Raw genomic sequence first — 21,505 nt, 5'->3', positions numbered from 1 at the left:
GCACTAATTGTTGTGGGTGACTTAAGTGCCAGGAAACTAGTCAAAACTAAAATGGCAAAGTCTGTTTTAGATACAGGGTTTTCGGCACTAAAAACATTGCTCAAGTATAAATGCGAGAACGCAGGGGCATTGTTTGAGGAAGTCAATGAAGCCTATACCACCCAAATCTGTTCGTGCTGTGGTGAGATCACCTCAAGTAGTCCGAAAGGTAGGACGGGTCTTGGAATAAGAGAATGGGAGTGCGTGAGTTGCGGTACAGCTCACGATAGAGATAAAAACTCAGCTCTAAACATTCTTGCGCTCGGGCATGAGCGTCTAGCAGTAGGAATCACCCTCCTTTAGGTGGGTGAGGATGTCAAAGCAAAGCCAAACAGATTAGAAAAATTGTGCAGCAATCCAAATTGCATCCAGAACAGGTCATCTATATTGGTGACCAGATCATTGATATAGAATCAGCTCATCGGAATAGAATTGCTGTCGCTGCGGTAACTTGGGGTTTTAATAGTGAATCTGTATTGGTGGCCCATCAGCCACATTACCTGATTCATAGCGTTCAGCAGTTAAAAATTCTGTTATTAACTTCACAATCCAGATTGGCTTAAAAACAAAAAAGGCCCCGAAGGGCCTTTTTAGAACATTTTATATATGCTTATTCCGCATTGACGGTTTTTTCAGTGACTTCTTCCGGATTTTCCAGCAATAACTTTTTGCCAATCGGAATTTGTCTTGGCAATTTTTCTTCCGGAATTACACGCTGCAGGTCAATCACGAGTAGACCGTTAGCATAATCTGCCTGCTGTACTTCAATGTGTTCGTCTAAACGCAGTGATAGTTTGAAGGCACGACGGGCTATACCTTTATGTAGATACTCAGTACCTTCAATCTGAACAGCTTCAGGTTTTCCAGAAATTGTCAGCAAGCGATTTTCAAGAGAAATACTCAATTCTTCCTGGTTAAAACCGGCGGTGGCTACGACAATTCGGTAACGGTTTTCACCATGTTTTTCGATATTGTATGGTGGATAATTTGGCGCATCGCTTTGCATGGCATAATCAATGAAATCATTGAGGCGATCAAAGCCAATGCTGCGGCGGAATAATGGATGAAGATTGATATTACTCATTATTAGAACCTCCTGAGGTCAGCAAAGTTTTAAAAATAAGAAAACACCGCTGTCATGATGATCATCGACAGGGCAAAAGATGGATAGACCATCCTTATGCAGAAATAAATATGTGTTCAGACCGAAAATTTTCAAGAAATTTAAGTGAAATTTTTTTAAAAATTAATTAATTTATTGAAATTAAATTAAAAATTATTTTATTAAGCATTGCTTGTTGTTTTTGACCAGATCCATTATTTTGTTGGAACACCATAATAAAGGTGTATGGAGTATAGGCACGAATGATTGATTTATATTACTGGGGTACACCCAACGGTCATAAGATTACAATCGCATTAGAAGAAATGGGGCTATCTTATCAGATCCTTCCAGTCAATATTCTGGAAAATGACCAGTTTCAGCCAGACTTTCTGGCAATCTCACCGAACAATAAAATTCCAGCTATTGTCGATCAGGATGGACCAGATCATCGGTCGATTTCGATCTTTGAATCGGGTGCCATCTTGCAGTATTTGGGACGTAAAACCGGACTGTTTTATCCGACCGATGAGATTAAGCGGATTCAGGTGGAACAATGGTTGATGTGGCAAATGGGTGGGCTAGGCCCGATGCTGGGACAGAACCATCACTTTAGCCGTTTTGCTCCAGAGCGGATTCCTTATGCAACAGAGCGCTATGTGAATGAGACCAAGCGCTTGTACGGTGTACTGGACAAACAGCTGGTCGGTCAGGACTATGTCGCTGGCGAATATTCAATTGCCGATATGGCGATTTTCCCCTGGTTACTTCGTTATGAATGGCAAGGTATTGATTTAGCGGATTATCCGGAAGTAAGCCGTTATATTGAGCGTATGCAGGCACGTCCTGCGGTGCAAAAAGCATTAGCGATTCAGGTCAGTTAATCTGCGATTGTTATGTTAAGATGTACAAAAGTTATTAAAACCACCGATTCAGGTGGTTTTTTATTGGATATCAGCATGAAAGCATTTTTCCTGAACTTCACTCGAATTGTGGAAACTAATTCTCGAATTTACTGGAGCATTATCTTTGGTCTGGCTGCCTGTTTAGCTTTGTTTGTGGCTGAGATTGTGCATATTCAGCTGGTTATTAATGAGCTGAATACCAAGGATCAGAATATATTGGCTGAGGCAATTTTGCCCTTGGCAACCAAATATAAATGGTCTCGTATCTTTGCAATCATACTCGCTCTTTTCTGGTCAAATATGGAATATCTGAAAGCTAAAAGACAGTTAAGACTGACACGCTAAATAGTCGGATCACTTAGATGGTATTACTGATTCTGTTTCTGTCTGCCTTTGGCGCGGCAACTTTATTGCCTTTGCAGTCAGAAGCGGTATTGTTAGGATTACTGGTCAATAGTAGCTATTCAGCATTTACTTTGATCGCCGTTGCCAGTATTGGGAATATTCTCGGCTCTTGCGTGAATTGGTATTTAGGTCTAAGAATTGAGCAGTATAAAGACCGGAAGTGGTTTCCAGTGTCTGAACAGCAGATGCAAAAAGCACAAAGGAGCTACCAGAAATACGGTTATTGGTCCTTGTTGCTGAGTTGGGTGCCCATGATTGGTGATCCAATTACCTTAATTGCAGGATTGCTTAAGGAAAACTTTGCTCGATTCTTACTGATCGTGAGTATTGCGAAAATCGGACGTTATCTGTTTATTTACATGGCTTATAGCATGATTTAAAAAAGAGGTTTGAAGCCTCTTTTGGTTTATTTGCATTCATTCAGTTTAAACTGAATTTCATCCTTAAAGCTGGATGGTTTATACAACCATAGGGTACTTGCGCGGCGTTTAGTAATGATCTGGGTATCTTTCAATGCATTTGCTACTTGCTGATCGAGTTGATAAATGCCTGAGCCTTTTCTGATCTTGACCTTTTTAATCTCGCCTTTGCGATTGGCTTTGATCTGAAACTCTACTGTTCGGTCGTTTTCATTCAGTAAATCTGTATCAACGTTTAGCTCAGGTTGGTTTAGATACTGGAATTTAGTTTTTTGCTGCTCCTGTTGTGCTTGCCAATTTTTAGAGTTGAAACTGTATTCGCAAAATTCCTGATCCTGGTCAATCAGTTTCAGGTTAAACACCTGATAGCCAATGATCGGTAGTGCTGTTTTATTATCAATATGTGGTCTAACTTCAGCAGATTTCACGGCATTAAGTAGTAGCTGATCCAGCTGCTGGTAACCGGTACTGTCCTGAATGACAGCCTGTTTGATATGCCCCTGCTCGTTGGCATAGATACGTACCACCGCAGAACGGTCCTGACCTTTTAAATCTTCATTGCTATATTTTGGTTTGGGAAACTTGCTCCACTCAATGCGTGTCGTCAAATGTGTTGGCTGCACATCAATGGTCTGTGTGGGCAATTGCGGTGCTTTTTTTGTTGATGCGCTATAGCTTGCTGCAAAAGGGAAGCTCAACAACAGGGTCATACACAGAATACGTTTCATAAGTTTCGGTCTTGAATCAAGCAAAGAGGATGTTCAATTTTGAAGCGCAGTATTTCCTGAATTGGCAATACTGGCAAGTATCTCATTCAAAATAATTTATTTTTCTGCCTTATAAATATTGAAGGTGATAATTAAAAAATCATAATGAAGCCAAGCTATACATGTATTGCTGCAGGAGTCAGAAGTTTTTTGTGAGAAAGATTCGTGGATTATAAAAAGCTTGGATTAGTCAGCTTGATATTTCATCGCGCAATATTTATGGGAAAAAGGATTAAGTGCCTGTCATCTATCTTTTTACTTTTAATACTGCTTTTGTTTTAAACAAAGATGCTTTAGAATATCGGCTCCCTTACCTGCAGGGCGTCTTTGCAATGGTGCAGACGTGCCGAACAGGTGTTCAAAAGAGGTTGTTATGCCTAAGATGAAAACTCGCCGTGGTGCAGCTAAACGCTTCAAAGCGACTGCTAACGGTTTTAAGCGTAAACAAGCGTTCAAACGCCACATTTTGACCAAAAAATCTGCTAAGCGTATTCGTCAATTGCGCGGCTGTGTAATGGTTCACGTAAGTGACGTTGCTTCAGTTCGTCGTATGTGCCCGTACATCTAAGGAGATTATAAATGGCTCGTGTAAAACGTGGTGTACAGGCTCATCGCCGTCACAAAAAAATTCTTGCTCGCGCTAAAGGTTACTATGGTGCTCGTTCACGCGTTTACCGCGTAGCGTTCCAGGCGGTAATCAAAGCTGGTCAATATGCTTACCGTGACCGTCGTCAGAAGAAACGTCAATTCCGTGCTCTATGGATTGCGCGTATCAACGCTGGTGCTCGTCAAAATGGTTTGTCGTACAGCCGTATGATCGCTGGCTTGAAAAAAGCTCAAGTGATTATCGACCGTCGCGTACTTGCTGACATTGCTATGCATGACGCAGTTGCGTTTGCAGCTCTAGCTTCTAAAGCTAAAGATGCATTGGCTGCATAAGTCTTTATGACTTAGAAAAAAGATCGCTTTTAGCGGTCTTTTTTTTGTCTGATGAAAAAGTATAAGCTATTTAAAATATGACAAATGACTTAGTGCTAATGAATGAGAAAGATGAAGTACGAGATTTTCGTAGAATAAATGTGGTCGGTACCTCTGCCTCGGGAAAATCTACTTTTGCTCGTGCTTTAGCGGCAAAATTAGGCTTCAGTTATATCGAGCTGGATAATTTATTCTGGCTGGATAACTGGCAGGAAACTGTGGATCGAGAGTTCTTTGATAAAATTCAAGCAGCCATCGATCAGGCCAAAGATGGCTATGTGATTGATGGTAATTATACTCGCAGTATTCCCGTCAAATGGGCTGAGATCGACAGTGTGATCTGGATTGATTTACCGTTCCATCTCAATCTATATCGTTCCATAAAAAGAGCCATACAGCGGGCAATTAGCAAACAACCGCTTTGGCCAAACTCGAATAATACAGAAAGTTTCAGCCAGATGTTGAGTCGTGATTCCATCATCTGGTGGATGATTAAAACCCACCAGAAAAATCGTCAGCATTATTTAAAGTTGATGCATGCGCCTGAATATCAGCATATCCACTGGATCAGATTAAGATCGCCCCGAGAAATTGACGCTTTTCTGGCACAGCATTAAAGTCCAAAATAATAACCAATCAAACAGATAATTACCGTAATAATAATCAGGGTAATCACATTGCCTGAATTGGATTTGGCAGCATCATGAGGTTTGTGTGCTTTAGAGGGTTTGGTCACATGCTCGTCGGTAGTCATTCCTGCAAATGGATCAGCGCTGATTTTCGGACTCAGTTTTGCAGTCTTGTAGTGATTCGCGATTTTAACAATAAACTTTGCTTTCAGATCATCAATTTTTTGCGAAAAATGACGTAGATCAAGCTGTTGATCTGGTGTTAGCACTTCACCATTTTCATGATAAGGATGCTGGATTTTAGCTTCAATCAGTTCTTCCAGCGCATCCAGACGGTACAGCATGTCATGGGCAAAGTCAGCTGCATAATCGGTTGGTAATAACGCCAGTCGATAAGTAGTGCTGGTATCTGCAGTAGAAGACACACCATAATAAGGTTGTCCAAGCTGAGCAGGTTGAACAAGACCTTGCGTAAATCTGGTATCAAATAATTCATGATCCATAAAGGCCTGAATATCATCCCAGTTTGGTTGTTCCAGGTCTGCAAGTACACGTTTGGCCAGTTTGCTGTTGAGTTCATATTGCCAGAAAGTTTCATGACGTAGAGAGGATCGCTGCATAGCAGGCGCTTCATAGTCATTATCTGCCGTATACCATTCGGGTAATTCCTTACCAATAATCCAGGCATTTTTTTTCTGGGCTTCATGGCTGACAATGAAATATTCAAATGGCAGCAGTTCTACATTTACATTGGGATTCTGTTCATCTTCAAGCAGGGTAGAGCGGTGCAGACTCAGACGTTGTACGCCCTGTTTTTTCAAACCTTCCAGCCATACCTGAAAATGCTGCGCTAAAAGATGCTGTGAAATCAGATCACGAAAGGCAAATTGATGCTGATTAAAGATGGAATGCTGAAGCCAGCGATTGAAACTTAAGTCCTGAGACAGGTACTCATTTCCATAAGTTACTAAAGTAAGTTGCTGTTTCCAAATTTGATCGATTGCCATAATGATTTGATCTAATTGATATCATGTTTATTTTATACTTTTTATTTTTGCATCTGCCAATCTAATTTTCATTACATGCCATCTTCATCAACGTGCCTAAAAACTGTTAGAATACGGGGTTTTTTAAAAATATTTCTAACCTGTTGCTTTGAGAGTTACTATGTCACTGGAAGCCCTGACCACTGAAGCGCTCGCTGCGATTGCAGCAGCTCAAGACCTTGCTGCACTTGATCAAGTACGAGTGCAATTTACGGGGAAAAAAAGCCAGCTCGCGGAACAATCTAAGTCGCTGGGTAAAATGGATCCGGAACAACGTAAAGAATTCGGTGCAAAAATCCATGCTGTGCGTGAAGCGATTACAGCTGCACTGACAGCACGTCAGGCAGAACTGCATAAAGCTGCGCTGGAGCAAAAGCTTGCCAGCGAAACTATTGATATTACATTACCCGGTCGTGGCCAGCAGGTGGGCAGTATCCACCCAGTGACCCAAGTGCAGGAACGTATCTGCCAGTTCTTTACCAAAGCAGGTTTTACAGTGGCAACTGGCCCGGAAGTTGAAGATGACTATCACAACTTTGAAGCCTTAAATATTCCAGGCCATCACCCTGCACGTGCCATGCACGACACGTTCTATTTTGATGTAAACCATTTGCTGCGTACGCATACCTCTGGTGTGCAGATCCGTACTATGGAAACGCAACAACCACCAATCCGTATTGTGTGTCCAGGTCGTGTATACCGTTGTGACTCGGATCAAACCCACTCACCAATGTTCCATCAGATTGAAGGTTTATACGTTGCTGAAAACACCAGCTTCGCTGAACTGAAAGGTTTGCTGGTCAACTTGCTGAATGAATTCTTTGAAAAAGATCTGAAAGTACGTTTCCGTCCATCTTATTTCCCATTTACAGAGCCAAGTGCAGAAGTGGATATTATGGATGAGCGTGGCAAATGGTTGGAAGTTCTGGGTTGCGGTATGGTGCATCCGAATGTATTGCGTTCTGCTGGTATTGATCCTGACAAATACAAAGGCTTTGCATTTGGTCTAGGGGTAGAGCGTTTTGCAATGTTGCGTTATGGCATTAATGACTTGCGTATGTTCTACCAAAACGATGTGCGTTTCTTACGCCAGTTTGCTTAAAACTTTTTATTAAATCCTCTCCTAACCTCTCCTTTAAAAAAGGAGAGGGACTCCACGAAATCAGTTGGGGTTCTCCGCCTTTCTTAAAGGGGGAGTTAGAGGGGGATTCTAGAGATTTGAATTACAGGTTTTATATCAATGAAAATTAGCGAAAATTGGCTACGCACATGGGTTAACCCAGCCATCGACAGCGAGAAACTTTCTGATCAACTGACCATGCTTGGTCTAGAAGTTGATGACTTATCTCCAGCAGCAAAACCATTTACAGGTGTTGTTGTAGGTGAAGTTCTGACTGTTGAACAGCACCCGAATGCAGACCGTTTACGTGTAACTACCGTGAATATCGGTTCAGGTGAACCACTCCAAATCGTGTGTGGTGCGCCAAACGTACGTGCAGGCATGAAAGCACCAGTGGCAACGATTGGCGCGGTTTTGCCGGGCGATTTCAAAATCAAGAAGGGCAAACTTCGTGGTATTGAGTCCCAAGGCATGCTCTGCGGCGCATCGGAAATTGATCTAGAAGACAAAATTGATGGTCTTTTAGAATTACCAAACGATGCACCTGTAGGCGTGAATATTCGTGAATATTTAGACTTAGATGACAACGTGATTGACATCAGCATCACACCAAACCGTGGTGACTGTTTCAGCATTCGTGGTATTGCACGTGAAATTGGTGTGATTAACCAATTGCCAGTGACTGCGCCAGAAATTCAAGAAGTGGCTGCAACCATTGCTGATGAAAAGAAAGTGGTGGTGTCGACTGAAGGCTGTCCACGTTACTTAGGTCGTTTGATCAAAAACGTCAACACCAAAGCGCCAACCCCTGAATGGATGGAACGTGCGCTTGCTCGTTCGGGTATCCGTCAGCACAGCATTTTGGTCGACATTACCAACTATGTATTGATCGAGCTGGGTCAACCGTTGCACGCATTTGATGGTGGCAAGGTTCAAGGTGCAGTTCACGTTCGTCAAGCAACAGCCGGGGAAAAGCTGGTGCTGTTAAATGAACAGGAAGTTGAACTGAACGAAAAAGTGATGGTGATTGCAGATGATGAAAAAGCATTGGCGATTGCGGGCATCATGGGTGGTCTGTCTTCATCGGTAACGGATGCAACCACTGAGATCTTCCTGGAGTCTGCATTCTTTGCATCTTTACACATTGCAGGTCGTGCGCGTAGCTTCGGTTTACATACGGATGCTTCTCAGCGTTATGAGCGTGGTGTGGACTTTGAATTGCCAGTGATGGCAATGCACCGTGCGTCTCAGCTGATTGCTGAACTTGCAGGCGGTGAGTTTGGTCCAATTACAGTTGCAGAAAATCCAGCAGTATTGCCTAGACGTGAAGCAATTGAACTTGAACAGGCACAAGTAGATCAACTTCTGGGTTATAAAGTTGAATCAGACTTCATTACCGATGCGTTAATGCGTTTGGGCTGTGAAGTGACTGTGAAAGCAGAAGGTCAATGGTCTGTGGTACCACCGTCACACCGTTATGATATGGCAATCTACCAGGACTTGATCGAAGAAGTTGCACGTATTCATGGTTATGACAATATTCAAATCAGTTTGCCTGTGATTGATGTCAAACTTGCAAAATACCAGGATCAGTTCGAAGTGGCTCAGCTTCGTCAGACTGCGGTGACTTTGGGTTATCAAGAAGCGATCAGTTTTAGCTTTGCTGACTTGAAACTGGAAAAACAGCTCAACCCTGCAGTAAATCCATTAGCATTGGCAAACCCGATTTCAAGTGATTTAGCGGTAATGCGTTCAACCCTGTTATCAAGTTTGATTCCATGTGTGCAATATAACGTCAATCGTCAGCAAAACCGCGTACGTTTCTTTGAGCTGGGTCTGCGTTTTGATTATCAGGATGCTGCATCGATTCATGACCTGAAACAGATTCCAACTTTCGCCCTGATTGCGACTGGTTCACGTATCAATGAATCATGGCATGGTAAGCCACAGCCAATGGATTTCTTTGACTTTAAAGGTGATGTGGAAGAAATTCTGGCAGCAGCTCGTCTGAATGTTGAATATGTTCGTTCAGAGCGTGCATGGTTGCATCCTGGTCAATCTGCTGAAATTATGGTTAATGGTCAGTCGATTGGTTATTTAGGTCGTTTACATCCATCACTTGAAGATGAGCTGGATTTAGCAACCACTTGGGTCGCTGAACTCGATCAAAAAGCCGTTTTGCAAACTTATGTATCTAATTTTACAGAATTATCACGTTTTCCGTCGGTTCGACGTGATATTGCGCTTTTAATTAGTGATAAGATTAATGTTAGCGAAATTCAGAGACTTATCGAAAAGACTGGTGGTGAGCTCCTGGAGTCAAACTGGTTGTTCGATGTGTACACTGGACAAGGGGTAGAAGAAGGCAAGCGTTCTCTAGCATTTGCTCTTCTCTGGCAGCATCCAACCCGCACCCTGGAAGATGCTGAAATTAAATCAGGCATGGATAATATCCTGCAAGTGTTAGAAAACACTTATCAAGCGACATTGAGGGCTTCATGACAGCACTAACTAAAGCAGAGATGGCTGATCATTTAAGTGAGCTCACGAGTTTAAACCGTCGTGAAGCAAAACAAATGGTCGAATTGTTCTTTGATGAGATTAGCCAGGCGCTAATCTCGGGTGAGCAAGTCAAACTATCAGGTTTCGGTAATTTTGAGTTGCGTGACAAGCGTCAACGTCCAGGCCGTAATCCGAAGACTGGTGAAGAAATTCCGATTTCTGCACGCCGGGTCGTAACCTTCCGTGCGGGGCAGAAGTTCCGTCAGCGTGTGGGAACTGAGCAGGTCAATTGATCTGCTTTTTTTCTTGATAGAGATTGCCGGTAGAAATTTCGATTTTTATAGGCATAAAAAAAGAGAGCCAATGGCTCTCTTTTTCGTACTGAATAATCGTTAGATTATTGAGCAGCAGCTTCAGAAGCAGCAGTAGCGTCAGCAGCAGCGTCAGTAGCAACTGCAGCAGCAGCGTCAGCTTCAGCAACAGCAGCAGCGTCAGAAGCAGCAACTTCAGAAGTAGCTTCTACAGCAGCAGCGTCAGCAGCAGCTTCAGCTTCAGATGCAGCTTCTACAGCTTCAGATGCAGCTTGGTTAGCGTCAGCAGCAGCATCTTCAGTTTTTTTAGCACAACCAACGAAAGCTAAAGTAGTAGCAACTGCAGCAGCAATAGCGATTTTTTTGAATAACATGGCATCACTCTCTAAAAATTGAGATTAAAAAAAACCGACGTTAGCCTGTTATGTGCTTTTATTATTCCTAATTTTGTTAGGTACTAACAACGCAGGAGCAGTCTAACTGGTCTGCAAATATGCTATCACTGCGCATTTTTAATTGCTACAGGGCAAGTTCAAAAAAGTGCAAAAAACGCATGAAATTCATGGTTTTTTTAACAGAAAATAACAATTAAAGGAAAGACTTATATGGGGTAAAGGCGATTTAAACCTCTAAAACTTATACAATTTTTCTTACCATTATTTTATTAATCATAAACTTGCAAATAAGTTTACAAATCATCATAGACTTTGTTTCTTTGTGTAATCAATGTCAACCCAAATAAAAAAGGTCATCGTTTTAGATGACCTTTCTATAATTTTTGAGGACTTAGTTAGATGCCTTGCGCTTCATCTGATCGAAGAAGTCATCATTGGTCTTGGTTTCTTTCATGCGATCAAGCAGGAATTCCATTGCCGCCAGTTCGTCCTGGGTATGCAAAAGCTTACGCAGAATCCAGACTTTACGCAGATTATCTTCTGACATCAGACGTTCTTCACGACGGGTACCCGATTTCTTGATGTTCATTGCAGGGAATACACGTTTCTCAGCAATGCGACGATCAAGCGTGATTTCCTGGTTACCTGTACCTTTGAATTCTTCGTAGATCACTTCATCCATTTTACTGCCGGTTTCAATCAATGCAGTAGAAATAATGGTCAGTGAACCGCCTTCTTCGATATTACGAGCCGCACCGAAGAAACGTTTTGGACGTTCAAGTGCATGTGCATCCACACCCCCTGTCAATACCTTACCAGATGAAGGAATTACAGTATTGTACGCACGTGCCAGACGGGTAATTGAGTCAAGCAGAATCACTACGTCTTTTTTATGTTCAACCAGACGTTTGGCTTTTTCAATTACCATTTCAGCCACTTGTACGTGACGCGCCGGAGATTCATCAAAGGTTGAAGCGATAACTTCACCACGAACCGTACGTTCCATTTCCGTTACTTCTTCAGGACGTTCGTCAATCAGCAGTACAATCAGGAAACATTCAGGGTTGTTACGAACAATTGACTGTGCAATGTTTTGCAGCAACATGGTTTTACCGGCTTTCGGGGGTGCAACGATAATAGAACGCTGACCTTTACCGATTGGGGCAACCAGATCGACTACACGAGCTGTCAAATCTTCAGTGGTACCATTACCCAATTCCATGACCAATTGCTCAGTTGGGAATAATGGGGTTAAGTTTTCAAACAGAATCTTGTTGCGAGAGTTCTCAGGTGTGTCGTAGTTAATCTGGTTCACTTTTAGAAGTGCAAAATAACGTTCACCTTCTTTCGGTGGGCGAATGGTACCAGTAATAGTATCGCCTGTACGAAGGTTAAAACGACGGATCTGGGAAGGGCTGACATAGATGTCATCGGGACCTGCCAGATAAGAGCCTGCCGCAGAGCGTAAGAAGCCAAAACCATCTGACAGAATTTCCAAAACGCCATCACCAAAAATCTCTTCACCATTCATCGCATGGCGCTTTAAGATGGCAAAAATAATGTCTTGCTTGCGGTTACGGGCCATGCCTTCTAGGCCCATAAACTCGGCAATCTTGATGAGTTCGCCAATCGGTTTTTTCTTGAGTTCGGTTAAATTCATAGGTGGTCGGATAGAATCAAAGTTCTGAGGTACAGGTTAGAAAGGGAGTAACATTCGGCCGCATACAAGCATTCAAACGACAGCAATTGAATTTGCACAAGAACAATTCAGAGGTTTGTTTGATTGTTTCAAAGAGAAATGTGAAAAAACAATTTCTATTGCCGAGCGGCATCTTATGTATTGTGTCTTGTAAGAAATTGACAGGATTTAGTATTCCTGATCTCTTGAATGAGCAATATAAGAGAGAAACAGGCGTTTGTCAATTTATTCTGGGCGAAAAAAATACGCGATATCTGATCACGTATTTTTATCTTTAAAACAGCGTTGATTAAATGTTTTCTTCAATGAACGCTGTTAATTTAGATTTAGGTGCTGCACCAACTTGAGTCGCAACCACTTCACCATTTTTGAACATCAATAAAGCTGGGATATTACGAATGCTATAGTTCACTGCAGTGGCTTCGCAAGAAGTCACATCAACTTTTACGATTTTTACTTTACCTTGGTATTCGTCAGCAAGTACTTCCAGTACAGGAGCAATTGCTTTACATGGCGCACACCAGCCAGCCCAGAAGTCAACCAATACAGGAACGTCTGATTGAAGAACGTCTGCTTCGAAGTTTGCGTCAGTAGTATTTACGATGTTGCCAGACATGGAGTGCTCCAGAAAATAATTTTTTAAAGATGGCTATAATTCTTAGTATTACATAGCCTTCTTTAACAATGTAGGGGAATATGCAAATTTTCAACCTATATTGTCAATTTGTCTAATGGATGATCACGATAGAGATAATCGTGTAACACAATTGTCACATAGAAAGAAAAAACTAAAAGGGATTAAATTGTCGATACAAATGGCTTTTAAATTGCATGGTTGTGAATTACTCTAAGCACAATTCGTTAAAGGTTTATTTCTGGAATGTCTGACTTTTTGATTGATGAAGAATTACTTGCCGCCATCGATATGGGATCAAACAGCTTTCATTTGGCCATTGCTCGAGTGGACCACGGCGAAGTCAAAAAAGTGGCATCAATGTCAGAAAAAGTTCAGCTTGCAGCAGGCCTGGACGAAAATAAGAATTTGACTGAAGCTGCGCAGCAACGTGGTCTAGCCTGTCTGGCACGCTTTGTGGGGCGTTTGGGTTCGGTTCAGCCAAATCGTTTACGTATCGTGGCGACTAATGCCTTGCGTCAGGCAAAAAATGGCCATGAATTTATTCAAAAGGCAGCAGAAATTTTACCGAAACCCATCGAAATTATTGCAGGTCGAGAAGAAGCCCGTCTGATCTATTTAGGTGTATCACATACCATGGCCAATAGTGGCCGTCGTCTGGTAGTAGATATTGGTGGCGGTTCAACTGAACTGATTATTGGTGAGGAATTTGAACCGATTCATACCGAATCCGTGCAGATGGGTTGTGTTGCCTTTACCAAAGCTTATTTTGAAGATGGCGATATTAATCAAAAGGCCTTTGATAAAGCCGTTACGGCGGCACGTAAAGAAATTTCCGGTATTGCCAATACCTATAAAGCAGCAGGCTGGGATGCTGTGGTCGGTTCGAGTGGCACCATCAAAGCCTGCCGCCAGATCTGTGTCAATATGGGCTGGAGTAACGAGCGCGAGGAGTTGACGCGTGAAGGCCTGGAAAAAATCAAAGATAAATTGCTCAAATATAAACATGTCACGGACATGGAGTTTGAAGGCCTTAAAGAAGACCGCCGTGCGGTGTTGCCAGCAGGAATTGCCATTCTGTATGCCGTCTTTGATATTCTGAATATTGATTACCTGACCTATTCTGACGGGGCATTACGTGAAGGCGTGATGTATGACCTACTCGGGCGTTTCCAGCACGAGGATATCCGTGACCGTTCTGTGCATGCCTTGATGGGGCGTTATAATGCCGATACCAAACAGGCAGAACGTGTGGTAAAAACCGCGCAAAAACTGTTTGATGATGTGAAACAACCTTTAGCTTTAAATAGCGAAGACAGTGATCTGTTACGTCGTGCAGCTTATCTGCATGAAATTGGTCTGGCGATCAGTCATAGTGGTTATCATCGTCATGGGGCTTATTTGTTACAGCACTCGGACATTGCCGGTTTCTCGCAAGTTGACCAGAATCATCTGTCACATTTGGTCGCACATCATCGCCGTAAATTGCGCGCTGATGCCAGGATAGATGTCAACAAAGTCGGTGGTTCTCGACTTTTGTACCTGTGTTTACTGCTTCGTCTGGCGGTTTTGGTCAATCACAGTCGTAGCGATGAGATGCTTCCTGCCATTGAACTGAAGGTGAAGAATGCGCAACAATGGCAACTCAGCTTAGCCGGTGATGCCCGACAATGGCCTTTACTGGTGGCTGAACTGCATGATGAACAGGTGCAGTTTAGGAATTGGGAAATTGATCTCGCAATTCAGTCTGAACAATTTGTTGATTAACACCTTTATAGGGATGAAAACGGTTAACCTATGAAAAATAAAGCGACTCCATCAAAAGCATGGAAGACCGTGCAAATTGCACGTCATCCTGAACGTCCACAATTCCTGGACTACGTGGGTGAAATATTCACTGAATTTGATGCTTTACATGGTGACCGTCTCTATGGTGATGATGGTGCAATGATTGGTGGTCTGGCGCGTTTTGACGGTCAGCCTGTGATGATTGTTGGCCAGCACCGTGGCCGTAGTACCCGTGAAAAATTACAGCATAACTTCGGGATGGCGAATCCTGAAGGTTACCGTAAGGCACAACGCCTGCTCGATATGGCAGAGCGTTTTAATCTGCCTGTATTTACCTTTATTGACACGATGGGCGCTTATCCAGGCGTAGGCGCAGAAGAGCGTGGTCAGGCTGAAGCGATTGCTACAAGTCTGGCACAGTTGTCTAACCTGAAAGTACCGGTGATTGCGACTGTACTGGGTGAAGGTGGTTCTGGTGGTGCACTGGGTATTGGGGTGGCAGACCGTGTAGTGATGCTATCTCATAGTATCTATTCTGTGATTTCACCAGAAGGCTGTGCATCGATCCTGTGGAAAACGGCGGACAAAGCTGAACAAGCCAGTGAAGCATTGGCACTGACTGCAGAAAAACTGCAGCATATGGGTATTGTGGAATATGTAGTGGATGAAGGTGAAGGCGCTCATTTAAATCCTGATCAGGTAATGCAAGACCTGAAAGCAGTACTGAAAGAAGCGCTGAATGAACTGCAACCGATGGAAGCCGAGGCACGATGCGAAGCACGTTACCAGCGTTTAATGAAGTTTGGCAGCGACAATTTAGGTCTGGTTTCTTAAAACAGCTGCAGGACTTTCCTGCAGAGACAAAATTTCTCATCGGATGCAGTGGCGGCGTGGATTCCATGCTGTTACTGCATCTGATGTTTTTTTTGTGCCCGGAAAAAATCCGTGCGATTTATGTCGATCATCAGCTGCAAAGTGGTAGCGCTGAATGGGGTAAATTTGTTCAGCATGAATGCCAAAAGCTGAGTATTCCCTGTATTGTCCAGCCAGTTAAGGTGACACAGGGTAATCTGGAAAATCAGGCCCGGGAAGCACGTTATCAGGCCTATCTGAAGCATCTACAGTCCAATGAAATTCTAGTTCTTGCGCATCATCAGCAGGATCAGGCAGAAACACTGATGCTGCGTTTGCTATCTGGGGCAGGAGTCGATGGTCTGTCTGCCATGAAGCGGGTAGATATACGAGAAGATTTAACCATCTGGCGTCCACTTTTGGATATTTCCCGTGAGCAGATTTGCCAATGGGCCGCTGACCTGAATATTCAGAATATTGAAGATCCGAGCAATCAGAATAATGATTATGATCGTGCCTGGGCACGTCAGATTTTGTGGCCGCTATTAAGTGAGCGCTTTCCAAAAATGCAGGCAGCTTTAGCCCGAACCACGGATCTGATGCAGGATGCCCAGGAAATCTTGCAGGATGTATTGCGACAGGATACGGCTGTTTGTATCCAAGATAATATTTTAGACTTATCTAAATTTTCTGAACTGTCTTTGGCGCGCCAGCGCCAGCTGCTATCTAACTGGATGAAAGGGGAAGGACAGTACCGGCCTGCACTGGATATGGTGCAGCGCTTACAACGTGAAGTCATTCATGCCCGTGCAGATGCCCAGGCGGCTTTGCATTGGCAAGGTTTTTATTATGTGCGTTATCAGCAGCTGGTCTATAAGCTCAGTAAAGAAATTTATCTGGCAGGTCAACAGCCATTTTCTGGCGAACAGCAGATGATTTTCAGACTTCAGGATCGTATTGATTTGCCTTCAGGACAGTTTCAGATTCAGTCTGCGGCAATCGGTTTATCATTGGATTTATTGAATCAGCACTTGAAACTGACACAGCGCCAAGGTGGCGAAAAGATTCATTTATGTGGACGTGTCGGTTCTTGGCCACTGAAAAAAGCCATTCAGGATGCGCAAATATTTCCATGGATGCGGCATACAATTCAAATATTAAGCATAGATGATGTTATGCTAGGCGTGTTTACGCCCAAAGGATTTTGGTTGGCTGAATCTGCCTATTGTGAGGTGGAGGGGTGGCAGCCAATTTCAGTCTCTTCAATTTCAGAACACAAAGACGAGCATTAAAAATGAGTGCAGCTTTAAATTGTAATATCAGTTTCATTGGTGGTGGTAACATGGCTCAAGCCTTAATTGGTGGCTTGATTGCACGTGGTTTGCCGGCAACCCGTATTACAGTTTCTGATCCAGTCGAAAAAGTGCGTCTACTGCTTGCTGAAAAAGAAGTGAATGTTACTGATGATAATATTGCTGCAATCAAACATGCCGATATTGTGGTATTTGCGGTGAAGCCACAGGTGCTAGCGGATGTGCTTAAACCGCTGCAAGGTTTGTTGGACGGTAAATTGGTTATTTCCATTGTAGCAGGTGCTGAAATTGCGACTTTGTCTAGCTTACTTGGTACCGATCGTATTGTTCGTGTGATGCCAAATACACCAGCATTAGTACAGACTGGCGCGCATGGTTTATTCGCCAATGCAGACATGAGTACAGCAGACCGTGAGCTGGCGAGTCAGGTTTTAGCTTCAACTGGCCTGACAATTTGGGTAAACTCTGAAGCGCAAATTGATGCTGTAACGGCGGTTTCTGGCTCAGGTCCGGCTTATTTCTTCTATATGATGGAAAGCATGATCCGTGCAGGTGTGAACCTGGGGCTAGATGAGAAAGTTGCAACTGCATTGACCTTGCAAACTGCATTAGGTGCAGCGCAAATGGCAATTACCAGTGCAAATACACCAGCTGAATTACGTAAAAATGTGACTTCACCGAATGGCACGACTCAGGCTGCACTAGAAGTCTTTGATCAGGCCCAGATTTCTCAAAACATTCAGGCAGCTCTGGCTGCTGCTGCAAAACGCAGTCAGGAGCTCGCTCAAGAGCTTAGCGACAGCAGTAAGTAAATTTTCAAATTTAATATTTAGGAACCTTCAGGTATGGGTGCAAATTCTGCGCTAATTTTTGGCATTATCATTAACGTCGCAATTTTGCTCGTATTCTTCCGCTTTTTAATGCAGTTGGCTTCGGTGAGTCCTTACAATCCGGTGGTACTTTCAACTGTAAAGGCCACCAAGATTGTAGATGTGTTTAGTCGTATTCTGCCAACTCTGGCGAAGGGTCGGGTAAATACTGCCGCGCTGGCATTATTGGTGGTGCTGTATTTGCTGAAAATTTTTGGCATGATGTATCTTTCTGGTGGTATGCCAAATGGTCCAATTCATCTGTTAATACTGACTTTTGTGACCATGATTCAGGACCTGATCCGTTTCTGTCGTTATCTGATTTTCGCGACCATTATCTTGAGTTGGGTGGTGATGTTTACTCAATCCCGTTCACCTTATATTGAAGTGGTTCAGGAACTGGCAGAGCCATTATTGGCACCATTCCGTCGTATCATGCCGAATATCGGGATGATCGACCTGTCTCCAATTCTGGCGATTCTGGCACTGATGGTGGTTGATCTGATCATGCGTGAAGTGGCCATGGTGTTGTTGACTGGTTTCTAAGATTTAAGAATATAAAAAAGGACGCCTAAGCGTCCTTTTTTTATTTGTTATGAATTTCAAAAGAGGTTTTACCTTTCCATACTCTCTCCTGAGAGGAGAAGCAACTTCCTACAAATTCATCTCTGAGAAGTAATAGTATTCTTTATCTTAAAAAAAGAAGAAGGAATTAATAAGATTATTCATAGTAATTAAAATTAGGTGTAATTCCCTCTCCCTTGGGGAGAGGGCTGGGGGGAGGGCTAATATAAATCTCCTGAAACTCCTCTGAAAGAGGGGTTCAAAGCACGTTAGTGCGCCTCATCCCAATTCTTGCCTTTGCCTACTTCTACCAGTAAAGGTACAGAGATCTGCACTACAGACTGCATTACTTCAGCCAGCTTAGATGCCAGTTCGTCAGCAATCGCTTCATCAACTTCAAATACCAATTCATCGTGGACTTGCAGCAGCATTTTGGCCTGGTCTTTTGGCAACATCTTGTCGACTTCTATCATCGCCATCTTGATGATATCGGCAGCTGAACCTTGCAGTGGGGCATTGATTGCAGCACGTTCAGCAGCTTTACGTATCATCATATTGCGAGCATCAATATCTGGGGTATACAAACGGCGGCCAAGAATGGTTTCCACGAAGCCCTGTTCCAGCGCAACCTGACGGGTACGCTGCATATATTCATAAATACCCGGATAGCGGTGGAAATACTGCTTGATGTATTCCTGTGATTCCTGGCGGGTAAAACCCAGCTGACGAGTCAAGCCAAACTCGGACATCCCATAAAGCAGACCGAAGTTTACTGCTTTGGCTTGGCGACGTTGATCATTGGTCACATCTTCCAGGGCAATACCGAGGACTTCTGCCGCGGTACGACGATGGACGTCCTGACCGTGAATAAAAGCATCCACCAGTGCATCATCCTGAGACAAATGTGCCATCAGACGTAATTCAATTTGGGAATAATCGGCTGCAAGTAATATACGACCCTCTGGCGCGACAAAGGCTTTACGGATCTGACGGCCAATTTCTTCACGAATTGGAATATTCTGCAGGTTTGGGTCGGTTGAGGATAAACGACCGGTTGCAGTCAGTGCCTGATGATAGCTGGTATGTACACGATGAGTATCATTATTGGCCTGTTTACAGAGCCCATCAGTATAAGTACTTTTCAGCTTGGACAGACCACGGTAGTTCAGGATCAACTCGGCAATTGGATGCTCAAGCTTTTCCAGAATGCTTTCGCTGGTGCTGTACTGACCTGTTGTGGTTTTCTTGCCACCTTTTAGACCCAGCTTATCAAACAGGATTTCACCAACCTGTTTCGGTGAACTGACATTAAAGGATTCGCCCGCCATTTCTTCAATCTGCTGTTCCAGATTTTTCATGGTTTCAGCAAAGTCACAGCCCAACTGATCCAGGAAAGCCAGATCTAGCTGAATGCCATTTTCTTCCATGCTGGTCAATACACGTGCGACCGGCATTTCAATATTTAGCAGAATGTTGAGCAGCTCTGGATGCACTTTCAGTTTTTCATACAGCACTTCATACAGACGATAAGTGACATGGGCGTCTTCTGCGGCATAGTGTGCTGCAGTTTCGATCTCAATCTGGTTAAAGGTTTTCTGTTTCGCACCTTTACCGGCAATCTGCTCAAAGGTCGTGGTCAGGTGGCTTAAATAAAGCCGTGCTACGTCATCCATACCGTGACGGGTTGCCACTGAGTTCAGCACATAAGACGCCAGCATGGTATCGAAGTACCAGCCTGCCAGCTGGATTCCATGATTTTCTAGGACATGTGCATCATATTTCAGGTGATGGCCAATTTTCTGAATATTGTCGTCTTCCAGAATGGGTTTGATTTGCGCAAGGATGGTTTCACGATTTAACTGTTCAGGCGCATTCTCATAGTCATGTGCCAGCGGTACGTAATAGGCATCCTCTGCATCAAAAGCCACCGAGAAGCCCACGATTTGAGCAATACGATAATCCAGACTGGTGGTTTCAGTATCAAAAGCAAAACGTTTGGCAGTATTTAAACGATTAAATAAAGCATCCCAATCTGCCTGATTCAGCACGGTGTGATAAGTCGCCTGTCCCAGTTGATCATCGCTGCTGGTCAATGACGCATGATCTTCTTCTATTGGCGCTACAGGTTTGGTTGTAATCGACTGAGCTGCCTGCTTGTAATTGCTATTGTTTGGATTGTTTGGATGATCCAGAGATTGCAGTTGGTTACGGAATTCAAGCTCGGTATAGAGTTCGCGTAGTTTGGCAACATTTGGCTCAGCAAGTTTTAAATCATCATAACCAAAGCTCAAATCCAAATCGATCACAATACTGGCCAGTTGATGATCCAGCGTAATGCCTTCCACATTGTCTTTGATATTTTGTCCGACTTTGCCTTTGATCTTGTCGACATTTTCCAGAATGCCACCAATTGAGCCATATTCATTCAGTAATTTGGCTGCGGTTTTGGCACCGACGCCAGGTACACCCATAATACCGTCTGAGGCATCGCCCATGAGGGTCAGGTAATCGATAATCTGATTTGGCCAGACCCCAAACTTTTCAAATACACCATTTACATCGAGTGGCTTTTCTTTAAAGCTGTCTTCCAGGGTTACTTTTTCTGTCACCAGCTGGGCCATATCTTTATCACCCGTAGAGATCAGTACCTGATGTCCCATGGCTTCAGCACGTTTTGCCAGTGTTCCGATAATATCATCGGCTTCTGCGCCTGGCAGGGCGTGTAGTGGAATTCCTAAGGCTTTGATCAATGCATGCAGGTAGGGGATTTGCTCGGCAAGCTCGCTCGGCATGCTTGGGCGGTCACCCTTGTAGATGGGTGACAGTTCATGACGAAAAGTGGGTTCAGGGGTATCGAAAATCACCGCCATATGTGTAGGCTGGACACGGCGCATCAGTTTTTGAATGGCAGAAATTGCACCACGAATTGCATTGGTGTGTAAACCGGTTGACGTGGTTAACGGTGGCAGCGCGTGAAAGGCACGAAATAAAAAGTAAGAGCCATCGACCAAGACAAATGGTGGCATGTATTCAATTCCTTATTCAAATAATAGCGTTATTGTACGTGATTTTTAGCGTGCCCGCTGAGCAAGTCTGTGGCAACAGCTTAGCGAATAATGACCGAAGATGAAATAACCGGCGGCGGCATGTTGTATGATGGAGTGGTAT

General features: G+C 43.5%; 23 protein-coding genes. 16 read left to right on the top strand and 7 right to left on the bottom strand.

Annotated elements, in window-relative coordinates:
* The coding region (locus tag C3420_RS12355) for an RNA-guided endonuclease InsQ/TnpB family protein (protein ID WP_146048161.1) at positions 1-342 on the top strand (342 nt) is incomplete at its 5' end.
* Positions 343-374: 32 nt separating this feature from the next.
* A complete protein-coding gene (locus C3420_RS12350) occupies positions 375-602 on the top strand; it encodes an HAD family hydrolase (RefSeq protein WP_081400747.1) in 228 nt (75 codons plus the stop codon).
* 47 nt (positions 603-649) lie between these two features.
* On the opposite strand, the gene C3420_RS12345 is transcribed toward C3420_RS12350, so the two are convergent.
* The gene (locus C3420_RS12345; protein WP_004889904.1) at positions 650-1,123 is read right to left on the bottom strand and encodes an Hsp20 family protein; all 474 of its coding nucleotides are present in this window, start codon (positions 1,121-1,123) and stop codon (positions 650-652) included.
* Positions 1,124-1,404: 281 nt separating this feature from the next.
* Between C3420_RS12345 and C3420_RS12340 the strand changes: the two genes are divergently transcribed.
* The 3 genes from C3420_RS12340 to C3420_RS12330 all read left to right on the top strand — a co-directional run bounded on the left by C3420_RS12340 (position 1,405) and on the right by C3420_RS12330 (position 2,831).
* Positions 1,405-2,025, top strand: a complete 621-nt coding sequence (locus C3420_RS12340) for a glutathione S-transferase family protein (RefSeq protein ID WP_004889903.1) — start codon at positions 1,405-1,407, stop codon at positions 2,023-2,025.
* A gap of 75 nt (positions 2,026-2,100) precedes the next feature.
* Complete coding sequence (locus tag C3420_RS12335) at positions 2,101-2,391, top strand: hypothetical protein (protein ID WP_004889900.1); 291 nt, start codon at positions 2,101-2,103, stop codon at positions 2,389-2,391.
* A 17-nt stretch (positions 2,392-2,408) separates the two neighbouring features.
* Entirely contained in the window at positions 2,409-2,831 is a 423-nt protein-coding gene (locus C3420_RS12330) for a YqaA family protein (RefSeq protein WP_004889899.1), read from the top strand.
* 26 nt (positions 2,832-2,857) lie between these two features.
* Here C3420_RS12330 and C3420_RS12325 read toward each other — a convergent pair whose 3' ends face one another.
* Positions 2,858-3,598 (bottom strand): TonB family protein, encoded by a 741-nt coding sequence (locus C3420_RS12325; protein ID WP_004889893.1) that lies wholly within the window; start codon positions 3,596-3,598, stop codon positions 2,858-2,860.
* A 412-nt stretch (positions 3,599-4,010) separates the two neighbouring features.
* Between C3420_RS12325 and rpmI the strand changes: the two genes are divergently transcribed.
* The 3 genes from rpmI to C3420_RS12310 all read left to right on the top strand — a co-directional run bounded on the left by rpmI (position 4,011) and on the right by C3420_RS12310 (position 5,232).
* Positions 4,011-4,205 carry a 50S ribosomal protein L35 gene (gene rpmI, locus C3420_RS12320; RefSeq protein WP_004278281.1) on the top strand — a complete coding sequence of 65 codons (195 nt, stop codon included), beginning with the start codon at positions 4,011-4,013 and terminating at the stop codon, positions 4,203-4,205.
* A gap of 11 nt (positions 4,206-4,216) precedes the next feature.
* Entirely contained in the window at positions 4,217-4,576 is a 360-nt protein-coding gene (rplT, locus tag C3420_RS12315; protein ID WP_004647525.1) for a 50S ribosomal protein L20, read from the top strand.
* Between the two features lie 77 nt (positions 4,577-4,653).
* Entirely contained in the window at positions 4,654-5,232 is a 579-nt protein-coding gene (locus C3420_RS12310; RefSeq protein ID WP_004889890.1) for a hypothetical protein, read from the top strand.
* Here the strand turns inward: C3420_RS12310 and C3420_RS12305 are convergent.
* The gene (locus tag C3420_RS12305; RefSeq protein WP_004889886.1) at positions 5,229-6,251 is read right to left on the bottom strand and encodes a hypothetical protein; all 1,023 of its coding nucleotides are present in this window, start codon (positions 6,249-6,251) and stop codon (positions 5,229-5,231) included. The genes C3420_RS12310 and C3420_RS12305 overlap by 4 nt on opposite strands.
* 160 nt (positions 6,252-6,411) lie before the next feature.
* Between C3420_RS12305 and pheS the strand changes: the two genes are divergently transcribed.
* The 3 genes from pheS (at position 6,412) to C3420_RS12290 (ending at position 10,205) form a co-directional block, all read left to right on the top strand.
* The gene (pheS, locus tag C3420_RS12300) at positions 6,412-7,392 is read left to right on the top strand and encodes a phenylalanine--tRNA ligase subunit alpha (RefSeq protein ID WP_004813006.1); all 981 of its coding nucleotides are present in this window, start codon (positions 6,412-6,414) and stop codon (positions 7,390-7,392) included.
* Positions 7,393-7,530: 138 nt separating this feature from the next.
* Positions 7,531-9,912 carry a phenylalanine--tRNA ligase subunit beta gene (pheT, locus tag C3420_RS12295; RefSeq protein WP_004889885.1) on the top strand — a complete coding sequence of 794 codons (2,382 nt, stop codon included), beginning with the start codon at positions 7,531-7,533 and terminating at the stop codon, positions 9,910-9,912.
* Complete coding sequence (locus tag C3420_RS12290; protein ID WP_004813003.1) at positions 9,909-10,205, top strand: integration host factor subunit alpha; 297 nt, start codon at positions 9,909-9,911, stop codon at positions 10,203-10,205. Before pheT ends, C3420_RS12290 begins: the two co-directional genes overlap by 4 nt.
* 104 nt (positions 10,206-10,309) lie before the next feature.
* Here the strand turns inward: C3420_RS12290 and C3420_RS12285 are convergent, their stop codons facing one another.
* The 3 genes from C3420_RS12285 to trxA form a co-directional block, all read right to left on the bottom strand.
* Positions 10,310-10,597 carry a hypothetical protein gene (locus C3420_RS12285; protein ID WP_004813000.1) on the bottom strand — a complete coding sequence of 96 codons (288 nt, stop codon included), beginning with the start codon at positions 10,595-10,597 and terminating at the stop codon, positions 10,310-10,312.
* 412 nt (positions 10,598-11,009) lie between these two features.
* The gene (rho, locus tag C3420_RS12280) at positions 11,010-12,278 is read right to left on the bottom strand and encodes a transcription termination factor Rho (RefSeq protein ID WP_004812998.1); all 1,269 of its coding nucleotides are present in this window, start codon (positions 12,276-12,278) and stop codon (positions 11,010-11,012) included.
* A 328-nt stretch (positions 12,279-12,606) separates the two neighbouring features.
* Positions 12,607-12,933 carry a thioredoxin gene (trxA, locus tag C3420_RS12275; protein ID WP_004812997.1) on the bottom strand — a complete coding sequence of 109 codons (327 nt, stop codon included), beginning with the start codon at positions 12,931-12,933 and terminating at the stop codon, positions 12,607-12,609.
* 264 nt (positions 12,934-13,197) lie between these two features.
* On the opposite strand from trxA, the gene ppx reads away from it, so the two are divergent.
* Genes ppx through C3420_RS12250 form a run of 5 tightly spaced genes read left to right on the top strand, consistent with a single transcriptional unit; the run spans position 13,198 to position 18,319 of the window.
* Positions 13,198-14,718, top strand: coding sequence for an exopolyphosphatase (gene ppx, locus C3420_RS12270; protein WP_103800690.1), 1,521 nt, complete (start codon positions 13,198-13,200; stop codon positions 14,716-14,718).
* Positions 14,719-14,748: 30 nt separating this feature from the next.
* The gene (locus C3420_RS12265) at positions 14,749-15,573 is read left to right on the top strand and encodes an acetyl-CoA carboxylase carboxyltransferase subunit alpha (RefSeq protein WP_004812992.1); all 825 of its coding nucleotides are present in this window, start codon (positions 14,749-14,751) and stop codon (positions 15,571-15,573) included.
* The gene (gene tilS, locus C3420_RS12260) at positions 15,510-16,883 is read left to right on the top strand and encodes a tRNA lysidine(34) synthetase TilS (protein WP_103800689.1); all 1,374 of its coding nucleotides are present in this window, start codon (positions 15,510-15,512) and stop codon (positions 16,881-16,883) included. Before C3420_RS12265 ends, tilS begins: the two co-directional genes overlap by 64 nt.
* A gap of 2 nt (positions 16,884-16,885) precedes the next feature.
* Positions 16,886-17,716, top strand: coding sequence for a pyrroline-5-carboxylate reductase (gene proC, locus C3420_RS12255; protein WP_004889878.1), 831 nt, complete (start codon positions 16,886-16,888; stop codon positions 17,714-17,716).
* Positions 17,717-17,749: 33 nt separating this feature from the next.
* A complete protein-coding gene (locus tag C3420_RS12250) occupies positions 17,750-18,319 on the top strand; it encodes a YggT family protein (RefSeq protein WP_004889875.1) in 570 nt (189 codons plus the stop codon).
* 287 nt (positions 18,320-18,606) lie between these two features.
* Here C3420_RS12250 and polA read toward each other — a convergent pair whose 3' ends face one another.
* A complete protein-coding gene (gene polA / locus C3420_RS12245; protein WP_103800688.1) occupies positions 18,607-21,363 on the bottom strand; it encodes a DNA polymerase I in 2,757 nt (918 codons plus the stop codon).
* Between the last annotated feature and the right edge of the window lie 142 nt (positions 21,364-21,505).

It is taken from the genome of Acinetobacter sp. ACNIH3, assembly GCF_002918965.1.
Taxonomy (GTDB): domain Bacteria; phylum Pseudomonadota; class Gammaproteobacteria; order Pseudomonadales; family Moraxellaceae; genus Acinetobacter; species Acinetobacter schindleri.
The sequence above is the reverse complement of the archived record's forward strand: the minus strand, read 5'-3'. Positions and strand labels throughout refer to the sequence as shown.